The sequence below is a fragment of the Neisseria sp. HMSC069H12 genome (assembly GCF_001812735.1).
In the GTDB taxonomy this organism is placed as follows: Bacteria; Pseudomonadota; Gammaproteobacteria; order Burkholderiales; family Neisseriaceae; genus Neisseria; species Neisseria subflava.
Map to the genome: position 1 here is coordinate 1 of NZ_KV810253.1, position 18,960 is coordinate 18,960.

Consider the following 18,960-nt stretch of genomic DNA (forward strand, 5'->3'; position numbering starts at 1 on the left):
ATTACTCTGCTGAAACTTGAAAACAAACTGGATATGAAGTACAAAGATTTACTTCGACGTGCCGCTACCAAAGATTCAAAGCTACATGGGCTGTCCAAACAGTATTTCACAAGCGTCCGTTCAAAATGGAAGGCTTATAAGGAGGAACTTTGTTCCGACCCGACAATTACAACCGATTTGAAAACTCCTTCAGACAAAATCCTCTATCTGTGTGATGTTCAACAAACACAATATCACTTGAAAGCATTGGAACGTTTTTAATTTTTATAGGAGACGATATAGAGTCGTTTTACAGGCGGAGACCATCTGAAACCGGAAGACGGTTTAAAATACTATATCCATCAAGCCATGATGGTAAACGAATTGTCGGGAGGGCACGGCGCGTACAAAATATCGAATGCGGAGAAGGCTGCCAGCGGTCCGAGTTTCGGCCCTATCCAATACGACATAGGCGGCAATGACAAAGGACAGCAATTATTGGAACGGATTGCGCGAGAAGCAACAGACTCAAAAGGCAACCGTTTTATTTCCGATAATGAAATAAAGCAGATGCAAATCCATCTATACAAGCCATTCAATAAAATGTCTGCCGAAGACAAACAGGTGTATCAAAATTTGAAACCGAAATTGAATCAGGCTTTGGCTTCCGAAACCGGTATCTCATTAATCAATCAGGATTATGATAAAGCACTTGATGACAAAGTTAAGAAGGTAAATAACGTTATCTCTAAAATTACAAATCCTGACAATAAAAAATTCCTGCAATCCAATATGCAGGCACAAGTCTTTATTGCCGATATAGGCAACCAATATGGAGGAAAAGTAAACAGGGCTTTGGAGGAGTTCCTCAGCCAGAGTAAAGAAGATAACGGAGTAAGGCTACCGGGAGGACGACAGGTCAAAGTCGAAGGCAAACTGGATATGGAAGATTTAAAAAACTTCCGTATGAATACGGCTTACGGCGTCAAACATCCCTCCGATGCCCGTCGCAGAGATAACAATATTGAGGAAATTACCGCCCCTACTCGTACAAAACCGTTATCCCAAACAGATAAATTCCATACCTTGGTTCAAGGCTTGCTCAACGATAAGGACGGCTCTTTCGCCAAACAGGTTTTGGCAGAGAACCGCGAAGTTGTTGATGCTTTCAATGCAAAAGTACAGGAAAGAATGGAACAGGAACGGCAACAAACGGTAGCGAGGGAAATTTCTGTGCAGCAGAATCCTGCGGAAAGGGAATTTGGTGGGCGGTCTTTCGGCTAATCGCTCCACATGAGGCCGTCTGAAACCTGTTTCAGACGGCCTTGCTTTATTCTGTTTTGCAATAAATGCTTCATATCTTTCTCAAAAAAAGCCCCATTACTTTCTCTCCGGCCACAGCCAGCAAGGCTCCGGCCACAACCACCATGGCACCTACATAGCTGACGATATTCATATCCGAAGCGGCAAAATAATCGGGGGCGAGATGATGGCCGATGGTGGAAAATATCATGGTGAATACAGGAATCAGCGTGGTGACGATACTGACTTTTGAAGCGTCCCAATGATTGAGCGCTTCGCCGAATGAACCGTAGCCGATCAGCGTGTTCAGGCAGCAATAAATAAAGCAGCCCCATAAAAACGGATTGCCGATATGGGCAATTTGCGACGGTTCGGCAAACGGCAGGAAAACAAAGCTGCTACAAAAATAAATCATGAGCAGGATTTGTTGCGAATTGAAATGTTTGGACAAAAGTTTTTGCGCCACGCCGTAGCACACCCAAATCATGCTGCCCAAAGCCGCCATCATCACGCCGACCGCGTAGCTGCCCAGGCTGAAAAGTTCGCCGAATTTGTCGTTGAAAAACATGACCAAACCCGTCAGCAAAAGCATCAAGCCGATTTTTTGCCAGTGCGTAAAGGCTTCTTTAAACACGCCTACGCCGACCAAAATCATGGTAAAGGGTGAGAGCTGCCACAACACCTGCGTGGTGGTCGGCGAAATATAGTGCAAACCCAGGGCAACGAGAACGAAGTTGGCGGAAATGCCGATAATGCCCAGCACCAATAAAAACAAGGTCTGCCTGGAAAATTCAGACGGCCTCGGCAACTTGCCGGTCAGCCCCAACAACGCAAACAACACCAGCGAAGCCACTAAAAAGCGCACCCACACTAAAGTGGGTGCATCAACGGCTTTTAAGGCCTGTTGGGCGATGACCGGCAGCGAGCCCCAAGTCATGGTGGCAAGCAGCGCCAATGAAAAGCCGAGCCAAGGTTTTTGTTTCTTCATTTTTCAGACGGCCTTTGCTTACGCGGCTTCCCAGTAGTCGATATAAAGCTGCAATTCGAGATTATTCCGCCATTCGTTGGCAACGGGGCGGTACACCGTGCGGATGTATTCGGGAATGTCTTCGCTGCAACGCCAAAACATGGCTTCAAATTCGTAGCCGTCTTTTTGCAGCCAGACTTTTTTGTGTTTGCCCTCCGCGCCCAAAGGCTGCTGGCGGATGACGTGAAATTCATCGGTAAAACTCGGCGGCGCGAAGCCCTGCCCCCAAACGTGCCGGGCAAGGTTCTGCGCCTGTTCCAGCGTAATGTCACGGGCAGGCAGGCTGCCGTCGGTGATGAAGGTTTGCGACAAATCGTCTTCGCACACCATCTCGCGCACTGCTTCTTCAAAGGCCGTCTGAAACGCGGGAATATTGTGTTCGAGTATGCTCAAACCCGCCGCCATCGCGTGTCCGCCGAATTTCAAAATCAAATCGGGATGGCGTTTTGACACCAAGTCCAAAGCATCGCGCAGGTGTAAATTGGGAATGGAGCGTCCCGAACCGCGCACTTCGCCGTTGTCGGCAGGCGCAAACACGATGGCCGGACGATAAAAACGGTCTTTGAGGCGGCTGGCAACGATGCCGACCACGCCTTGATGGAAGTCGTCGCGATACGCCACCAAAGTCGCCTGACCTGGAGGCAGGGTTTCGGGAAAGGCGTTCAGCGCGTCTTGTAGCATGGATTGCTCGATTTCGCGGCGCTCGATATTGAGGTCGTTTAACTGCGCCGCCAGTTCCTGCGCTTCGGCATCATCTTGCGCCAACAGACAGGCAATGCCGACCGACATATCGTCCAGCCGTCCGGCCGCATTGATGCGCGGTCCCAACGCAAAGCCCATATCAAACGGCTGAGCCTTGCGCCAATCCCGTCGCGCCACTTCAAACAAGGCGCGGATACCGGGGCGCATTTTGCCCAAACGCATCCGTTTCAAACCTTGAGACACGAGGATACGGTTGTTGTGGTCTAGAGTGACAACATCGGCGACGGTACCGAGTGCGACCAAATCCAAAAGATCGCCCAGATTCGGCTCTTTCAGGCCGTCTGAAAAATAATGGCGGCGGCGCAGTTCGGCACGCAAAGCCATCAATACATAAAAAATCACGCCCACGCCCGCCAAGCTTTTGCTTTGGAAACCGCAGCCTTTTTGGTTCGGATTGACGATGATGCAGTCAGGCACGGTCTCGGCAGGCAGATGGTGGTCGGTAACAATCACATCCAAACCCAACTCCTGAGCACGCGCCACGCCTGCAATGCTGGCAATACCGTTATCCACCGTCACCAACAAATCCACGCCTTGCTCGGCCGCGATTTCAGCCAGCTCGGGTGTTAAGCCGTAGCCGTGTTCAAAACGGTTGGGCACAAGGAAATCCACTTTCGCCCCCATCGCCGCCAAACCGCTCATACCGACGGAACACGCCGTCGCACCGTCGGCATCATAGTCGGCGACAATCAGGATTTTTTCCTGACGCTCAATCGCATCCGCCAAACGGCCGGCGGCGGCTTCGCAGTTTGTCAGCGTTTGATACGGCAAAAGCGCAGCAAGCTTGTCGTCCAACTCGGCCGGACTTTGCACATCACGCGCAGCGCACAGCCGTGCAATCAAAGGATCGGTACCGGCAGTGAGCAAGTCGTTAAAAACAGTCGGATTAATGGAACGTGTTTGGATTTTGACGGACATGGTGTGGAAATCAAGGGTAGTTTTGTGTATTCAAAAGGGATATTGTAAAAGAAAGAAGTCGTCTGACAACCGTTTTTCAGACGACCTCTTCAAGCTGCATTAGTCAGGGCAATGTTTGCTTCAGACAGAACGGGAGAAGCCTCGTTGTTGTTCTTGTTGAATATTTTGGTTTTCTTGAGCAACTAGCTGTTGTTGCCACTCTTCTTCTAAAGCCTGTTGGACTCTTTCATTGAAACTGGCAACTTTGTCAGGATTGTCAGCCAAAAGTTTTTTTGCATACAAACCGTCAGTATCATTCAATAATCCCTGCAATATCGCCATAGTCTCTTCGTATTTGGATTGAGGCTGGGAATTGTCGGTTCCTGCCGCTATTTCGGAAGGGTAGGTCGTTTCTGCCTGTATTTTCATGGCATACTGAGGATTTCCTCTGAGTTTCTCTTCATCAAAATAACTCAAATCTTTAATATCGGAAATGTGTACATCCTCAGGATCTTTCGGCACAAGACTCTTATCCAGCTTATTTCCCGAACCTGGGGCAAGATGCTGGAATATTCCATCTTTTGCAGGCTCAGGAAAGCCTGCTTCACGCAATAAGGTATCGGCAAGGGTGTTGGAATTTTGCCGTAAGTAATCATAAGGATAGATATTGTCCTTACTTTGGGCATTACGTACCATTTCTTGCCATTTGGTAGATAAATCGGGAGCTTCGGCGATTAGTTCTCGGTATTGTTTTTGTGGGGTAATAGGATTGTCATGTTCGTCTCTATACCAAGCATTCTTTCTATTATTGATATTATCTGGATTTTCAGCATCATATGGTAGTCCTATGTGTTCAGGTAAGCCTGTCTTGATATGAATTTTTCCTAGAGGAAGTTGAGGTGTAGTTTCTTTACCTCTCCATCCGCTGATGGTATATTGTCTCCCTGTTTTATCGGTATAGATCAGAAATTTATGGTGATAATCTACATTTGCAAATGTGTCAATATGTCTATAACCGACTTCAATTTTTTCGTTTGCCATTTATATTCCCCTATTGTTATTGAGCATAAGAAAATTCGCTATCAATATTTTCTAAATGACCAAATTTATTGAATTTCAATGTAATTCTAACTCCTGCTTGTGGAACCATAGGAGGTGTCTTTTTTCTATACCCTGCATGGATAATGTTACCTTCTTCCTTATAAATCTGATTCATTTCATTTAATTTATTAATTACTTTCTCTTTAGAAGAACCAATCGGGAGATATTTAGCAACAATATGGCTTACATCTTTGGACTGACCGGGTTCAATGTATTTTTCACTGGCAAAAATTTCGTTCAGCATGGGGCTTGGGGTCGGCATATTACCTTTTCCTTTTAAGGTTGATTGTTGAACTTCAGAGTGTTTTTCATAATTGCTTGCCTCGCAGGCTGATAAAAAAATAAGTGATAGGGTAATTGGCAATACTGCAAATGTGCCGATATGCCTGTAGCCGACTTCTATTTTTTCGTTTGCCATTTATATTCTCCTATTGTTATTGAGCATAATGAAATTTACTATCGATATTCTCTAAATAGCCTGAATTACTAAATTTTAATACAATACTGACAGAAGGATAAGGAATCATTGGATGAACCTGCCTGCCATAACCTGCGTAAATAACATTTCCTTCATCAGTATAGTGTTGATTCATATCACTTAACTTATTAATAACCTCTTCTTTAGAAGAACCAATCGGTAAATATTTGGAGACAATATAGGTAACATCTTTTACCTTCCCTCCGGCGGTATATTTTTCACGGGAAAAAATCTCGTTCAGCATCGAACTTTTAGTTGGCATATCTTTTTTCTCTTTTGAGGTTGATTGTCGAATTTCAGATTGTTTAGCATGGCTGCTTGCCTCACAAGCTGCTAAAAAAAGCAGCGATAGGGTAATCGGCAATACTGCAAATGTACCAATATGCCGATAGCCGACTTCTATTTTTTCGTTTGCCATTTATATTTTCCAATTGTTACTGTGCATAATAGAATTGACTGTCGATATTTTCCAAATAACCGGAAGCGTTAAATTTTAATTCGATCATTACCTTTGGATTAGGAATCATCGGGTGAATCTGTTTGCCATAGCCTGCGTAGATAATATGACCTTTATCGCTGTAGTGTTGATTCATCTCAGTCAATTTTTCAATTACTTCCTTTTTGGAAGAGCCAATTGGTAAATATTTAGAAAAAATATAACTAACATCTTTGGACTGACCAGGGGGAATGTACTTTTCACTGGCAAAAATTTCTTTCAGCATAGGGCTTTGGGGTTGCATTTTACTTTTTCCTTTTGAAGCTGATTGTTGGATTTCCGAATGTTTTTCATGGTTACTTACTTCGCAAGCTGATAAAAATACAAGAGACATAACAATTGGAAATATCGCTAAGTTTATTAATTGCATAATTAATCCTTTATAAAGACTTTTATTTTTTGTTATTTGAATTCTCCTATTATTTTATTAGTCATAAGAAAATTCGCTATCAGTATTTTATAAGTATCTGAAAATATTTAATTTCAAGGTAATTCTAATTCACGCTTATGAAAGCATGGGATGTGCCATTTTTTCTATCCCCTGCATGAATGACGGCCTTGGATATTATTTGCGTGAAGCATCGATAATTTCACTGACTACGACATAGGGGACTGCTATCACTGCGCCGACTGCATCCAAAGCCAATGTGAATGGCGTTTGCAGGATATTCTCTGTCAACTTCTGAACGTCGGTGCTTTTTTTGGTTTCCGTATAATAAATTCTGACCGGGACAGCAGTATCAAAACGACGATCTTCGGCAACATTTTTGGGCGTTGCATAATAATGACCTTCGGTAGAAATGCACCGTGTGTAAACAGTTTTACCATCGAGTTCGACCGACTTGAACGCCAGCTGTTTTAACTTGGCAATCTCAGCAACTTTTTGAGTATCGTAACGCAGGCAGAAATTCGAGCGGAAAGTTTGCGCTTCAGGGGATTTCAATTCGACTGGCAAAGCTTCATACACATATCTTGGGTTTTGCTGAACCATTTGAAACTGTCTGTCCAATTTAACATCCAAGACTGCCTTCAATTTGGCCGAATCTTTAGGATTAACGACAAACCAATATTTTTTGCCCATCATGACCAAGCTGCCTGTTTCCAGTTGCGTATTGTCTTTGGCAACCACGCCAAATGCGTGAATATTATCTTTGGCAACGGTTTTTTCGGTTGTGGTTTTATGGAACGGGTTGTTCTCTCCCCAAAGAAAGGCAGTACATCCATTGAGGGTCAATACACTAATCAGCAAGGCAGTTACAGAGTGGCAAAATTTCATGGTCATCCTCCTTCGATATTACGATACAGGCCGTCTGAAAACCGCAATCGGTTTTCAGACGGCCTTAAGGTTTATTCCTCCCAATCCTGCCCTTCTTCTGAAGCGTCGGATTGACCGGCCTCCATCACTGCTTTAATTTCTTGGAACAGCGCGCGGAAGTTTTTCGGCGGTTTGTTTTGTTCCTGCTCTTTTTTGGTATTGCGGATCAAGGTGCGCAATTTGCCGGCGTCGGCTTGCGGAAAATCGGCCATAAATTGGGTAATCGCGCCATCGTCTGTCAACAGTCGGGTACGCGCCTGCTCGACGCGTTGTAAAAAGGCATTGTGCGCCGTATTGTCGCCGCGCAGTTTGGCCAAATAGGCTTCGATGGGCGCAGGGTCGGTATCGCGCATCAGACGGCCGATAAATTGGGCTTGGCGTTTGAGCGCGCTGTTGGACGTAATTTTTTTATAGGTGGCAATCGCCTCGAACAAGTCTTCGTCCAAGCCGATTTTTTTCAACGTATCGCTGGAGAGCTTGGTCAATTCCATACCCAAAGCCTGCAAATCGTTCATCTGCTTTTTCATTTGGGTTTTGCTGACCCATTCGTCTTCTTGTTCAAACATTGTGTTTCCCTGATTTTCTGAATCTGTCTATTTTATCAGTTTTCAGACAGCCTTTCCGTGCGATTTTTGCAGAGGTCGTCTGAAACGGTTAAAATGCCGCAAAACCCTGTCAGGAAACCTTTTTATGCTGTTTAACCACACACCGGACGAGCTGTTGCGCTTGTGCGGACACACGCTGGATTTGGCCAAACAATCCGGCGCCACCGCGGCCGAAGCCGATTTCAGCGAGTCGCTCGGTCAAAGCGTCAGCGTGCGCTTGGGCGAAATCGAACAAATCGAGTTCCAACAAGATAAATCTTTAGACATTACGGTCTATGTCGGCCAACGCAAAGGCCGCGCCAGCACGGCCGACTTTTCCGAACGCGCCCTGCAAGATACGGTCAAGGCCGCCATCGATATTGCACGCTATACCGCCGAAGACGATTGCGCCGGCCTTGCCGATGCTGCCTTGATGGCAACCCACATCGGCGACCTCGACCGCTACCACGAATGGGATTTGAGTACCGAATCCGCCATTGATTTGGCCAAGCAATGCGAACAGGCCGCGCTGTCAACGGACAAACGCATTGAAAATTCGGAAGGCGCATCGGTTCATACCGGCCATTACCAATACGTCTACGGCAACACCCACGGCTTTGCCGCACACCAACAAAGCACGCACCACAGCATTTCTTGCAGCGTGGTCGCCAGCGACGAAAACGGCATGCAGCGCGACTATTGGTACGATTCTTCCTGCCGTCACGAAGACATGGACGCGCCCGAACTCATCGGTAAAACCGCGGCCGAACGGACTTTACGCCGTCTGAACAGCCGCAGTGTTCCGACCGGCAGCTATCCCGTACTGTTTGACACCACCGTCGCCGTCGGTTTAATCGGCCACCTTATCGGCGCACTCAGCGGCGGCGCGCTCTACCGCCAAAGCAGCTTCCTGATTGACAGCATCGGCAAACAGGTGCTGCCCGAATTTCTCAGCCTGCGCGAAGAACCGCATATCCTGCGCTCGTTCCGCAGCACTTATTTCGATGCCGAAGGCGTGGCCACTCAGCCGCGTTTCGTGGTGAAAGACGGCATCATCGAAGGCTATTTCCTCAGCAGTTACAGCGCGAAAAAACTCGGCATGCAGACAACAGGCAACGCCGGCGGCGCGCACAATCTGTATCTGAACCACACCCACGCCACGCAGGCCGACCTGTTGAAAGAAATGGGAACAGGTTTGCTGGTTACCGAATTGATGGGACAAGGCGTCAACGGCATTACCGGCGACTACTCGCGCGGCGCGGCCGGTTTTTGGGTGGAAAACGGCGTCATTGCCTATCCGGTTCAGGAAATCACCATTGCCGGACGTTTGCAGGATATGTACCGCGACATCATCGGCGTGGCAGACGACGCATTACGCCGTTCGTCCAACCAAATCGGCTCCATCTTGGTTTCCAAAATGACGATTGCCGGCAACTGATTGAACTAAATATACAAAAGGCCGTCTGAAAGATATCTTTTCTTTTCAGACGGCCTCGCCGTTATCTACTTCCATAAAAAACACATCATGCATATTGTCGTTATCCCCTCTTGGTATCCTTCTTCCGAAACCGACGTGGACGGAATCTTTTTCCGCCTCCAAGCCCAAGCCCTGCAACGCGAAGGCATGAAAATCGGCATGGTCGTACCCATGTTCCGCTACTTGAGAAGCCATCCGAAAACCATCTTCTCGCGCTTCTACGGCCTGCGCCGCCATCAGCAAGGCGGACTCAATACTTACGCCTATGACAGCATGTATTTCTTCCCACGCTGTCCGGTTGTCGATATCGACCGCATCCGCTGGGTCAACGCAGGCATGAAAGCTTTTGAAGCCTATATCGCCGACAACGGCAAACCCGACGTAATTCACGCCCATTGCGTCAACTACGCCGCCATTTTGGCCTGCGCCATCTTCAAAAAATACGGCATTCCCTATGTGATTACCGAACACAGCAGCACCATTTCACGCGGTCTTGTCCGCAAAAACCAATGGCCGTCCATGCACGAAGCCGTGCGCCACAGCGCGGCACGGTTCGCCGTCAGCCGTGATTTCTGCCGCATTCTCGAAAAAACCTACGCCGGTACAGACTGGCAATACCTGCCCAATATGCTGGGCGGCAATTTTGAACAGGATTTCGAGTTCCCCGAAAAAAACAATCAAGACTTCACCTTCTGCAGCGTCTCCCACCTGCGCCACCTCAAAGGCCACGACCTGCTCCTGCCTGCTTTTGCCGAAGCACTCAAAACCTATCCGCAGCTCAAACTCAAAATCGGCGGCGGCGGCGTAGAAGGAGGTCGTCTGAAACAACTGGCAAACGACTTGGGTATCAATCACGCCGTTACCTTTACCGGCGCATTAACCACTGACCAAACCCTAGACCTCATGCGCCACAGCAACGCCTTCGTCCTCGCCAGCCGTACCGAGACCTTCGGCGTCGTCTATATCGAAGCACTGTCACAAGGTTTACCCATTATCGCAACACGCTGCGGCGGCCCCGAGTCCATCGTCACTTCCGACAACGGCCTGCTGGTGCCAATCGAAAACATCCCGGAGCTGACCAAAGCATTGCTCACCCTCTACGAAAACCATGCACAATACGAACCCGTCCGTTTGCGCCAAGATTGCCTGCAACAATTCGGCAGCCGTGCCATTGCGCAACACCTGATCGACACCTTCCAAAAAGTGCTTAATAAGTAGGCATAAACCATACATGCCGTCTGGAATCCTTCAGACGGCCTACCTGCTTCCAACAAGACAAATCTAGTGTAAAATTAAGACAATAACTAAACTTTTTGATTTAAAATCAGTCCAAAGAAAAACTGTTACCTATAATAATATCCCCACATACATTATGCGCTATTACGGAACGATTACTCGCTGGAACAACAAGCGCGGCTTCGGCGCCGCTACCATAGAAGACACAGGCCAAGAAATCTTTCTTGCCCTTGCCGCCTTCACCACCCTTACCCGCCTTCCGGCCGAAGGGCAACACATCTCCTTCAACATCACAGAAGGCCGACGCGGCCGCAAAGAAGCCGAAAACGTCTGCTTCGCCCTCGATTGCGCCGACTGCTTTGATATCCTCGTCCCGCCCCCTGAAAAACCCCTCGCCGGCAAACAAGCCATCATCGGCCTGATTGCCGTTATCTTCGTCTGCGGCATTTTCGCCACCTTGTGGTACGGCCTCCACTTTTCCGATAACACACCGGAAGAGCCGGCCATCAAAAAACAAGAAACCATGGTTCACGAAGTAGCCGCGAAAATCGAAGCGGAACGCAAAGCATGGCGTGATGCCGTCAACCGCAGCAACCAACGCTCGGGGCAGCCTCAACGCGCCAAAGATAATACTTCAAAACAATAACACTTTATCCAATACAAAAAGGCCGTCTGAAAAAATGGGAAGATGAAATTATAGATTTCTTCCTCATTCTTTCAGACGGCCTTTGTTCTTACCTCAATTCGGCTCCGCCATTTCCAACGCTTGTTTGATGTCTACGGCAACGACGCGCGAGACGCCTTTTTCCTGCATGGTTACACCGACCAGCTGCTCCGCCATTTCCATGGTTAGGCGGTTGTGGGAGATGTAGAGGAACTGGGTTTGCGCCGACATTTCTTTGACCAGGTTGCAGAAACGCGAGGTGTTGGCATCGTCCAGCGGAGCGTCGACTTCGTCTAAAAGGCAGAAGGGGGCGGGGTTGAGGCTGAACAGGGCGAACACGAGGCTCATGGCGGTGAGGGCTTTTTCTCCGCCGGAGAGGAGGTGGATGGTGCTGTTTTTCTTGCCGGGCGGGCGCGCCATGATGGACACGCCGGCGGTCAAGAGGTCGTCGCCTATCATTTTGAGGGTGGCTTCACCGCCGCCGAACAGGGTCGGGAAGAAGGTTTGGACTTTGCCGTTGACGGCGTCGAAGGTTTCTTTGAAACGCGCTTTGGTTTTGTCGTCGATTTGGGCGATGGCTTCTTCCAAAAGGGTGATGGCGGCCTGTACGTCTCCGCTTTGGCTGCGGTAGTAGCCGTCGCGTTCGCGCGCTTCTTCAAGTTCTTGCAGGGCGGCGAGGTTGACGGCGCCGAGGGCTTCGATTTGCTGGGTGAGACTGCCGATGCTGCTGTTCAATACTTTCGGCGATTCTTGCGCCAACGCTTCGAGCGCGTCCAAATCGGCGGCGCGTTCGGTCAGGTTTTGATGGTAGCGTTTGGCGTTAATCAGGGCTTCCTGTTGTTGCAACAGGGCGGTTTGGGTGGCGGCCTGAAGCTGCGGCAGCTTGGTTTGCAGGGCTTGTACGCGGGCGTATTGCTCCCTGCCCTGCTCCTGAATCTGCGCGAGTTTTTCCTGCACGGCGATGTATTCTTCGTCCAGCGTGTGCACGGCTTCGGTCAGCTCGTCGAGCTTGATGTGCTGCTCGTCGTTTTGGAACTCGGTTTCATAGGCGAGGGCAAGCTCTTGTTGGCGTTCCTGCCAGTCTAGGGTTTGCTGTTCGAGCCGGGCGATTTGCTGTTGGTAGTTTTGTTTTTGCTGGTTGAGCTTGTGGACGGCGACTTCCGCCAGCCCGTATTGGCGGTTGGCTTCCAATAGGGCAAGCTGCGCCTGTTTCAGACGGCCTTGCTGCTCTTGGCGGCTGTGTGCGGTGGTTTGCTGCTGGTGTTCGAGTTCGGCGGCGGCTTCCTGCAAAGTAGCGATGTCGTCTGAAAGCCCGTCGGACGTGTGTTGCAATACAGTCTGTTCTTCCGCCAACTGCGCCAGTTCGCGCTCGATGTGTTCGCGGCGGATTTGCCCTTGGTTGGTGCGCGCCAGAAGCTCGGCGGCGCGTTGCTGCGCTTGACTGTATTGGCGCGTGTGCTGCTGTTGCTGCTGCATCAGGTTTTTGTGCTGCGTTTCAGACGAGCGCACGGCAGCCTCCGCCTGTTTGAACGCGGCTTCGGCGGCGGAGAGTTCGGGGGCGAGGTTTTCCAGTTCGGACGCGATGCCGTCGAGACGGGCTTTTTGGGCAATCAGGCTTTCCTGCGCGGCTTTGGCATAGAGCAGGACGCTGATTTTGTCGACCTGATGGCCTTCGGGCGTGAGCCAGATTTGGTGTGCGCCCAAATCGCTTTGATGCGCGAGGGCGTAGCTCAAATCGGGCGCGCACAATACGCCGTCGAGCCAGTGGTGCAATGCCGTCTGAAACGGCGGCTGCGCTTGGATTTGGTTCAGCAATGCCTGTACGGGTAGGGATTTTTTGATGCCGCCGGAGAGGTCGTCTGAAAGCCATGCCGCCTGCCCCTGCGGCAAAGGTGCGGGCGGAACGAAGCCGTGCGGCACGGCGCGGGCGTGCAGGCGTTCGGCAAGGATGACGGACAGGGCATGCTGCCACTCGGCGGGCGCGGTGATGTGTTGCCACAGTTGCGGCGCGGCGGCGTGGTCGGTTGCCTGCCAGAAGTCGGCAGCTTCCTGCTGTTGCGACAGGATTTGCGACAACGCCTGCTGCTGCGCCTGCAAGGTGATGTGTCGCTGCTTCAGGCTTTGGAAGCGGTTTGAGGCCGTCTGAAACGCCTCGCGGGCGGCGTGTAAGGCTTCTTCGGCGGCAATGATTTGTTCTTCGTAATGCTCTTGCTGGCTTTGCAACAAGGCGGCGGCTTCCTGCGCGGCGGCGGTTTCGGCCTCGTCGGGCAGGTTCAGGGCTTGGTTTTCCTGTTTCAGACGACCTTTGCGCTCTTCGTGTTTGGCAACGGTTTGTTCGGCATGGGCAAGCTGCTGTTGCTTCAACGCCAGTTCGCGGCGGATGCGGTTTGCCTCGTCTTTCTGGGTTTGGAAGGCAGCGTTGAGTGTGGCTTGAGCTTCTTCCAATTCGGGCAGACGCTCTTCGTGTTCGGCAACCTGCATCGCCCATTCTGCCAACTCGGTTTGCTTTTCCTCGGCCTGCAACTCGTTTTCTTCAAGCTGCACGCGGATTTGCTGCTGCTCCTGATGGATGCGCTGCATCTGCGCCTGCGCCGCCTGTTTGTCGCGTTCGATGCGTTGGTGCAGGTTTTGCTGATGGCGGATTTGTTCTTCCAAACGGGCAATCTGCTCGCGCAACACGCCGCGTTTGTTGCTCAATTCGTGCACCGCCTGCTGCTGCGACTGCTCGGCGGTCTGCAAGGCGTGTACTTCGTCGTTTAACGCCTGAACCTGCGCGGCGGTTTCGTCCTGCTGCGCCTGCAAAGACTGATGCTGCGCGGTCGCCTTGTCGGCGGCGGCAAGCGATTGCTGCCATTGGGCGTAATCGAGCAAATCCTGTTGTTGGTTCAACTGCGCAGTCAGGGATTTGTAGCGTTCGGCGGTTTCCGCCTGTTTTCCCAGCTTTTCCACCTGACGCGCCAACTCGTTCTGCAAATCGCCCAAACGCTGCAAATGCTCGCGCGTGTCTTTCAGACGACCTTCCGTCTCCTTGCGGCGTTCCTTATATTTGGACACGCCCGCCGCCTCCTCGATATAGGCGCGCAACTCCTCCGGCCGCGCTTCGATGATGCGCGAAATCATCCCCTGCTCAATAACGGCATAACCGCGCGCGCCCACGCCCGTACCTAAAAACAAATCGGTAATGTCACGGCGACGCACGGTCTGATTGTTGATGAAATAAGTCGATTCGCCCTGACGCGTCAGCTGCCGCTTGATGCTCACCTCGGCATACTGCCCCCACGCCCCCTGCAAACTGTGGTCGCTGTTGTCAAACACCAGCTCCACCGAAGCCCTCGGCGCAGGACGGCGCGTTGCCGCACCATTAAAAATCACGTCCTGCATACTCTCGCCGCGAAGCTGCTTCGCCGAAGCCTCACCCAGCACCCAGCGCACCGCGTCAATCACATTCGACTTGCCGCAGCCGTTCGGCCCGATAACCGCAACAAGCTGCCCCGGCACATGAATCGTGGTCGGGTCGGTAAAAGATTTGAAGCCGGAGAGTTTGATGTGGGTAAGGCGCATGAGATAAGGACGGGAAAAAAATAAAGTGGGATTTTATACTAAAACAGTAGAAGAAACCGACAATTCAATCATGGAAGTATTATGCCTGTAAAACGAAATTACGCTCTAGCTTACGAAGTGCATGCCTAGTACGCTTTGTATTTTGATTTTTGCATATTGAGTTTATTTAATGCATAAATATTATATTCTTATTTTATTAATGAGAGATATGAAGATGAAAATTTAAAAATCAAAAATGAAAAAACCTGAGTCCAGTTTTCACTGGATTCAGGTTTTAATGTCATCTGGAAAGATATAGTTTGAAGATTATCTGCGTAGAACGTCGTTGACGAAACCGTTGCAGATTGTTTCAAATAAGTATCAATTCCATGAGTTAATCAGAATTTAACGCCCAAATGAAGACCTGCACCTCGTTGGCGACCGCCGTAAACCTGCAAGGCCGTATTCAATTGTTTACCGCCCAATTGGTAATTTACTCCTGCTTCACCCAAAGTGGTCCCTCCTTTCATAGTCGGACTAGGTAAGGATAAGCCTTGATATTGAGCACGTACATGACCATTCCATTCTCGTTCATGAGCTAAACCAAAATGCAATTTTGTTTTGGCTAACTGATGGTTATATTGCACACCAATACGGCCTCTTTGAGAACGAACTGAAGAAAAATGATATGTTTCACCTGAATTCAACTTAGCTTTATCACTAGATGTATGGGAGTCAAAGTATTTAATATAAGTGTCTAATGAATTTAGACTGCCTAGCTGCCAAATCTTACCTACACCGATATGGCCCGCTATGTAATTGGATTTGCTGTCATAGTTGACCTGGTTGCCATTAGCATGCACGAAATCGTTACTGCGGTAGTCTCCTGAAACACGGCCGATACGAAGGCTGCCTTGTATATACAAGCCATTGTTCCACAAGTAATTCCCAAATGTATTTGCACCTAAGTACCAAGCTTTACCCTTACCTCTGGTACCGTCGTCCAAATGTGATGTATAACGAGTATAACCGTATTCAGCAGCGATACCATATGTTAGATTACCCAAGCCTAAAGGTTTATTCCATGCATAACCTGCATCAAATGTCATACCTTTCAGTTTTACATGACTGCCTGTCGTTACTTCACGGTTATCAGCACGGACATTAGCAAAGCCGTTAGAGCCGATATTTGCTTTGTTTTTATCTACATTGGTATTTTGATAGAATGATTCCAAACCACCTTCCAAAAGGTAAGCTGAACCACCATTAATCAACGCTGGCGCAACCAAACGACCTTGCAACAAAGATTTAGTTTTTGGGTTTACATTAGCAGATGGCATTGTGGTGTCAGTATTGTTGGAGGCATTGTTCTTATTCCCTGTACCAGTATTATTCACAGAGCCATTGTTGTTAGCTGGAACGTTTATGCTGTCCTTAATGTTATTTTTTTGGAATACTAAATCTAGGTTTTTTGACTGATCATCCACTCTAATATCTGCCAAATCATGAGTCAGAGTAACGCCTTGATATACCTTTCCTTGCCCTTTCCATGCGATTTCCCTGGTGGGATCTACCTGTATCAAATGTACAATATCTCCTGCTTTCAAAGCAGTATCTCCCGGCACATAGCTGTTAACGGTAGCATTACCCAAATCTATAACTGAATCAAAATCCCCTTCAATACCTAACAGTTTCAATGCGATATCTTGATTACGGGTATTGTTGGGCAGATAAAAATTGTAGGTATTGAAATATCCAACTTTACCAGCAGATATGCTGTTCATTTCTATCGGTTCGTTGATGTTACCCAAATTTAACGTATTACCGGCACTTTTATTACTGCTGACACCACCATAGAGCACACCGGAAACTTCGCCTCTGCCCAAAAGCGTAACGATATTATTATTAGCTTCTTCTGTTGCCCCCCCCTCCTGAGAGGTTGGCAATCTTGAAATCTCTATTAAGCAGAACTTTATTGCCATTTGCACGTGTGACTGCCACCCCTCCAACAAGCTTATCTCTCACTGTCGCATTACGGCCGAGCATGACAGTATTGTTGTTTGCCTCGCTCTCCAAGCCAGCTTGACCGCCTATAACCTCATCAGCAGTCAGGTTTGCACCTATCGTTACCAAATTTTCAGAAACATTGCTGCCATTCCAAGCATCACCGCCACGTATCCTATTAATATTTGCATCTTTACCGATTCTGAGTTCATTTTTGTTTACAATAGCTTTTTCTGTGCCACTACCCGCAACAACATTAAATATTCTGCTACGGTCTCCGATAGTCACGCGGTTTTCGTTTTCTGTATTATCAGGGATGACACTGGACTCTTTGCCTGAACTACCACCTAATACTTGTCCGGCATAAAAATCATCTCCGATACGAACAACATTGGAGTTAGTGACAACAGGAACATAATTAGTTTGATGTCCTGCGCTGCCGCCTGTAACAATTCCACCACGGACCAACTCTTCATCGGGAAGTTTCGGACCTACCCTGACATTGTTACCGATTAAGACTTCGTTGAAGGAAGATAGCATCCCATCCGAACCGCCAGAGACACTTCCTGTTACAACCGAATTATCTCCAATATGAACACTGTTGCTGGAGGAATCTATTTCAATATTTTTGCGGCTGGCCTCATCTGTCTTTACGCCACTAGCAGAACCACCTTCAACAAAACCATTTATTATTGCATTAGCTCCAATACGCACAGCATTGAAAATAGCACTGGATTCGCTCGATGAACCGCCCAAAACAAATCCATTATCTTTTTCCGTACCAATTTGGACATTATTTCCTATCACCACTTCATTATGATTAGTTTCTTTTTTAGTCGAGCTTCCACCACGAATAGCGCCCGAAACATGTGCGCTGTGTGCAACATTGACACGATTATTATTAGCCGAGCCTTTGTGGGCACTGCCACCAGTAACGGAGCCATCTACTTTCTGACCTAATCCCACTGATACAGAGCAACCGTCGGCATTTTCATTGCTAAAAAAGCTTCTATCACATCCATAAATCGATGCTGCCTGGGTATATATCGGAAACATACCTGCCAACATACAAGTAAGAGTAGTTAATGCTGTACTCAATTGATGATTATTATTTTTTGTCATAATCGAGCTAGTTTTTTTAATACGCATGTTTTGTTCCTTTAGAAATTGATGGCAAATGTGAAAAATACGACTTAAATAAAAAATTACTGCGTTACCGTAAGCCTAAGGGGAAAGATCTCTGAAATATCCACAGCAAATTGATTACCACCTTAATAATAAATCTTTGTGCTATACCAAAGCGTATCGCTTTGCTATTTTTATTTCAAACTACTGGTTTATCATAATAAGTTTATAACAATTTATCAAGCAGTGTGATTTTTTAGATTATCGGTACATTTATTATCTTCAGTGGTTTTTAGAAGTATTCTTTAACTACAACAAATCCTGCTTTCTTTGAAAATTCTATGGAAATCTACTGCTTACACTTCACTTAAAATTCAGAGAGTTATACAATCTTATGATATTTGTAGCGTTGCCTCATTTTGACTAAGTTTCAAAGCAATGATATTATTATTGATTAATTTTGTACTACTTTGTTTCTATACGCGGCAGCGCACGGTCTGATTGTTGATGAAATAAGTCGATTCGCCCTGACGCGTCAGCTGCCGCTTGATGCTCACCTCGGCATACTGCCCCCACGCCCCCTGCAAACTGTGGTCGCTGTTGTCAAACACCAGCTCCACCGAAGCCCTCGGCGCAGGACGGCGCGTTGCCGCACCATTAAAAATCACGTCCTGCATACTCTCGCCGCGAAGCTGCTTCGCCGAAGCCTCACCCAGCACCCAGCGCACCGCGTCAATCACATTCGACTTGCCGCAGCCGTTCGGCCCGATAACCGCAACAAGCTGCCCCGGCACATGAATCGTGGTCGGGTCGGTAAAAGATTTGAAGCCGGAGAGTTTGATGTGAGTAAGACTCATGGCAATGTTTCGAATCGGAAAAGAAGGCGTATTTTAACGGAAATACGCTTATCCGTTGAGAGAAAATCTGACAACTCAAATCAAATAAAAAGGCCGTCTGAAGTTTCAGACGGCCT

15 protein-coding genes and 2 pseudogenes are annotated in these 18,960 nt (G+C 48.3%); 5 read left to right on the forward strand and 12 right to left on the reverse strand.

Annotation, left to right across the window (positions count from 1 at the left end):
• Positions 1-261, forward strand: a pseudogene (locus HMPREF2872_RS11850) (hypothetical protein); the annotation flags it as partial.
• 87 nt (positions 262-348) lie between these two features.
• A complete protein-coding gene (locus HMPREF2872_RS03805) occupies positions 349-1,263 on the forward strand; it encodes a hypothetical protein (protein ID WP_283118980.1) in 915 nt (304 codons plus the stop codon).
• Between the two features lie 70 nt (positions 1,264-1,333).
• On the opposite strand, the gene HMPREF2872_RS03810 is transcribed toward HMPREF2872_RS03805, so the two are convergent.
• The 8 genes from HMPREF2872_RS03810 to yjgA form a co-directional block, all read right to left on the reverse strand.
• Complete coding sequence (locus tag HMPREF2872_RS03810) at positions 1,334-2,269, reverse strand: DMT family transporter (protein WP_070631332.1); 936 nt, start codon at positions 2,267-2,269, stop codon at positions 1,334-1,336.
• An 18-nt stretch (positions 2,270-2,287) separates the two neighbouring features.
• Positions 2,288-3,988: a single-stranded-DNA-specific exonuclease RecJ gene (recJ, locus tag HMPREF2872_RS03815; RefSeq protein WP_070631334.1), complete on the reverse strand. Its 1,701-nt coding sequence runs from the start codon at positions 3,986-3,988 to the stop codon at positions 2,288-2,290.
• Between the two features lie 120 nt (positions 3,989-4,108).
• Positions 4,109-5,008 (reverse strand): hypothetical protein, encoded by a 900-nt coding sequence (locus tag HMPREF2872_RS03820; protein ID WP_070631336.1) that lies wholly within the window; start codon positions 5,006-5,008, stop codon positions 4,109-4,111.
• A 16-nt stretch (positions 5,009-5,024) separates the two neighbouring features.
• Positions 5,025-5,486 (reverse strand): hypothetical protein, encoded by a 462-nt coding sequence (locus HMPREF2872_RS03825; protein ID WP_070631338.1) that lies wholly within the window; start codon positions 5,484-5,486, stop codon positions 5,025-5,027.
• A gap of 16 nt (positions 5,487-5,502) precedes the next feature.
• On the reverse strand, positions 5,503-5,964 hold the full coding sequence (locus HMPREF2872_RS03830; protein WP_070631339.1) for a hypothetical protein: 462 nt from the start codon (positions 5,962-5,964) through the stop codon (positions 5,503-5,505).
• Between the two features lie 16 nt (positions 5,965-5,980).
• Positions 5,981-6,412, reverse strand: coding sequence for a hypothetical protein (locus tag HMPREF2872_RS03835; RefSeq protein ID WP_070631341.1), 432 nt, complete (start codon positions 6,410-6,412; stop codon positions 5,981-5,983).
• A 195-nt stretch (positions 6,413-6,607) separates the two neighbouring features.
• Positions 6,608-7,318, reverse strand: coding sequence for a hypothetical protein (locus HMPREF2872_RS03840; RefSeq protein WP_070631344.1), 711 nt, complete (start codon positions 7,316-7,318; stop codon positions 6,608-6,610).
• A gap of 71 nt (positions 7,319-7,389) precedes the next feature.
• The gene (gene yjgA / locus HMPREF2872_RS03845; protein WP_070631345.1) at positions 7,390-7,923 is read right to left on the reverse strand and encodes a ribosome biogenesis factor YjgA; all 534 of its coding nucleotides are present in this window, start codon (positions 7,921-7,923) and stop codon (positions 7,390-7,392) included.
• A gap of 124 nt (positions 7,924-8,047) precedes the next feature.
• Between yjgA and pmbA the strand changes: the two genes are divergently transcribed.
• The 3 genes from pmbA (at position 8,048) to HMPREF2872_RS03860 (ending at position 11,300) form a co-directional block, all read left to right on the forward strand.
• Positions 8,048-9,379: a metalloprotease PmbA gene (pmbA, locus tag HMPREF2872_RS03850; protein ID WP_070631347.1), complete on the forward strand. Its 1,332-nt coding sequence runs from the start codon at positions 8,048-8,050 to the stop codon at positions 9,377-9,379.
• A gap of 87 nt (positions 9,380-9,466) precedes the next feature.
• Positions 9,467-10,636: a glycosyltransferase gene (locus HMPREF2872_RS03855; protein WP_070631349.1), complete on the forward strand. Its 1,170-nt coding sequence runs from the start codon at positions 9,467-9,469 to the stop codon at positions 10,634-10,636.
• 154 nt (positions 10,637-10,790) lie between these two features.
• Positions 10,791-11,300 (forward strand): cold-shock protein, encoded by a 510-nt coding sequence (locus HMPREF2872_RS03860; RefSeq protein WP_070631351.1) that lies wholly within the window; start codon positions 10,791-10,793, stop codon positions 11,298-11,300.
• A gap of 93 nt (positions 11,301-11,393) precedes the next feature.
• Here HMPREF2872_RS03860 and smc read toward each other — a convergent pair whose 3' ends face one another.
• The 4 genes and pseudogenes from smc to HMPREF2872_RS03875 form a co-directional block, all read right to left on the reverse strand.
• Positions 11,394-14,879, reverse strand: coding sequence for a chromosome segregation protein SMC (smc, locus tag HMPREF2872_RS03865; protein WP_070631353.1), 3,486 nt, complete (start codon positions 14,877-14,879; stop codon positions 11,394-11,396).
• Between the two features lie 377 nt (positions 14,880-15,256).
• Positions 15,257-16,804, reverse strand: coding sequence for an autotransporter outer membrane beta-barrel domain-containing protein (locus HMPREF2872_RS11975; RefSeq protein ID WP_283118981.1), 1,548 nt, complete (start codon positions 16,802-16,804; stop codon positions 15,257-15,259).
• On the reverse strand, positions 16,764-18,011 hold the full coding sequence (locus HMPREF2872_RS11980) for a hypothetical protein (RefSeq protein WP_283118982.1): 1,248 nt from the start codon (positions 18,009-18,011) through the stop codon (positions 16,764-16,766). Before HMPREF2872_RS11980 ends, HMPREF2872_RS11975 begins: the two co-directional genes overlap by 41 nt.
• Positions 18,012-18,475: 464 nt before the next feature.
• Positions 18,476-18,844: pseudogene (locus HMPREF2872_RS03875) on the reverse strand (AAA family ATPase); the annotation flags it as partial.
• Positions 18,845-18,960 lie beyond the last annotated feature (116 nt).

Bases quoted from the DNA above. Each gene is read 5' to 3' on its own strand.
- HMPREF2872_RS03805 (WP_283118980.1), top strand. From the start codon at position 349: ATGATGGTAAACGAATTGTCGGGAGGGCACGGCGCGTACAAAATATCG.
- HMPREF2872_RS03810 (WP_070631332.1), bottom strand. From the start codon at position 2,269: ATGAAGAAACAAAAACCTTGGCTCGGCTTTTCATTGGCGCTGCTTGCC.
- recJ (WP_070631334.1), bottom strand. From the start codon at position 3,988: ATGTCCGTCAAAATCCAAACACGTTCCATTAATCCGACTGTTTTTAAC.
- HMPREF2872_RS03820 (WP_070631336.1), bottom strand. From the start codon at position 5,008: ATGGCAAACGAAAAAATTGAAGTCGGTTATAGACATATTGACACATTT.
- HMPREF2872_RS03825 (WP_070631338.1), bottom strand. From the start codon at position 5,486: ATGGCAAACGAAAAAATAGAAGTCGGCTACAGGCATATCGGCACATTT.
- HMPREF2872_RS03830 (WP_070631339.1), bottom strand. From the start codon at position 5,964: ATGGCAAACGAAAAAATAGAAGTCGGCTATCGGCATATTGGTACATTT.
- HMPREF2872_RS03835 (WP_070631341.1), bottom strand. From the start codon at position 6,412: ATGCAATTAATAAACTTAGCGATATTTCCAATTGTTATGTCTCTTGTA.
- HMPREF2872_RS03840 (WP_070631344.1), bottom strand. From the start codon at position 7,318: ATGAAATTTTGCCACTCTGTAACTGCCTTGCTGATTAGTGTATTGACC.
- yjgA (WP_070631345.1), bottom strand. From the start codon at position 7,923: ATGTTTGAACAAGAAGACGAATGGGTCAGCAAAACCCAAATGAAAAAG.
- pmbA (WP_070631347.1), top strand. From the start codon at position 8,048: ATGCTGTTTAACCACACACCGGACGAGCTGTTGCGCTTGTGCGGACAC.
- HMPREF2872_RS03855 (WP_070631349.1), top strand. From the start codon at position 9,467: ATGCATATTGTCGTTATCCCCTCTTGGTATCCTTCTTCCGAAACCGAC.
- HMPREF2872_RS03860 (WP_070631351.1), top strand. From the start codon at position 10,791: ATGCGCTATTACGGAACGATTACTCGCTGGAACAACAAGCGCGGCTTC.
- smc (WP_070631353.1), bottom strand. From the start codon at position 14,879: ATGCGCCTTACCCACATCAAACTCTCCGGCTTCAAATCTTTTACCGAC.
- HMPREF2872_RS11980 (WP_283118982.1), bottom strand. From the start codon at position 18,011: ATGCGTATTAAAAAAACTAGCTCGATTATGACAAAAAATAATAATCAT.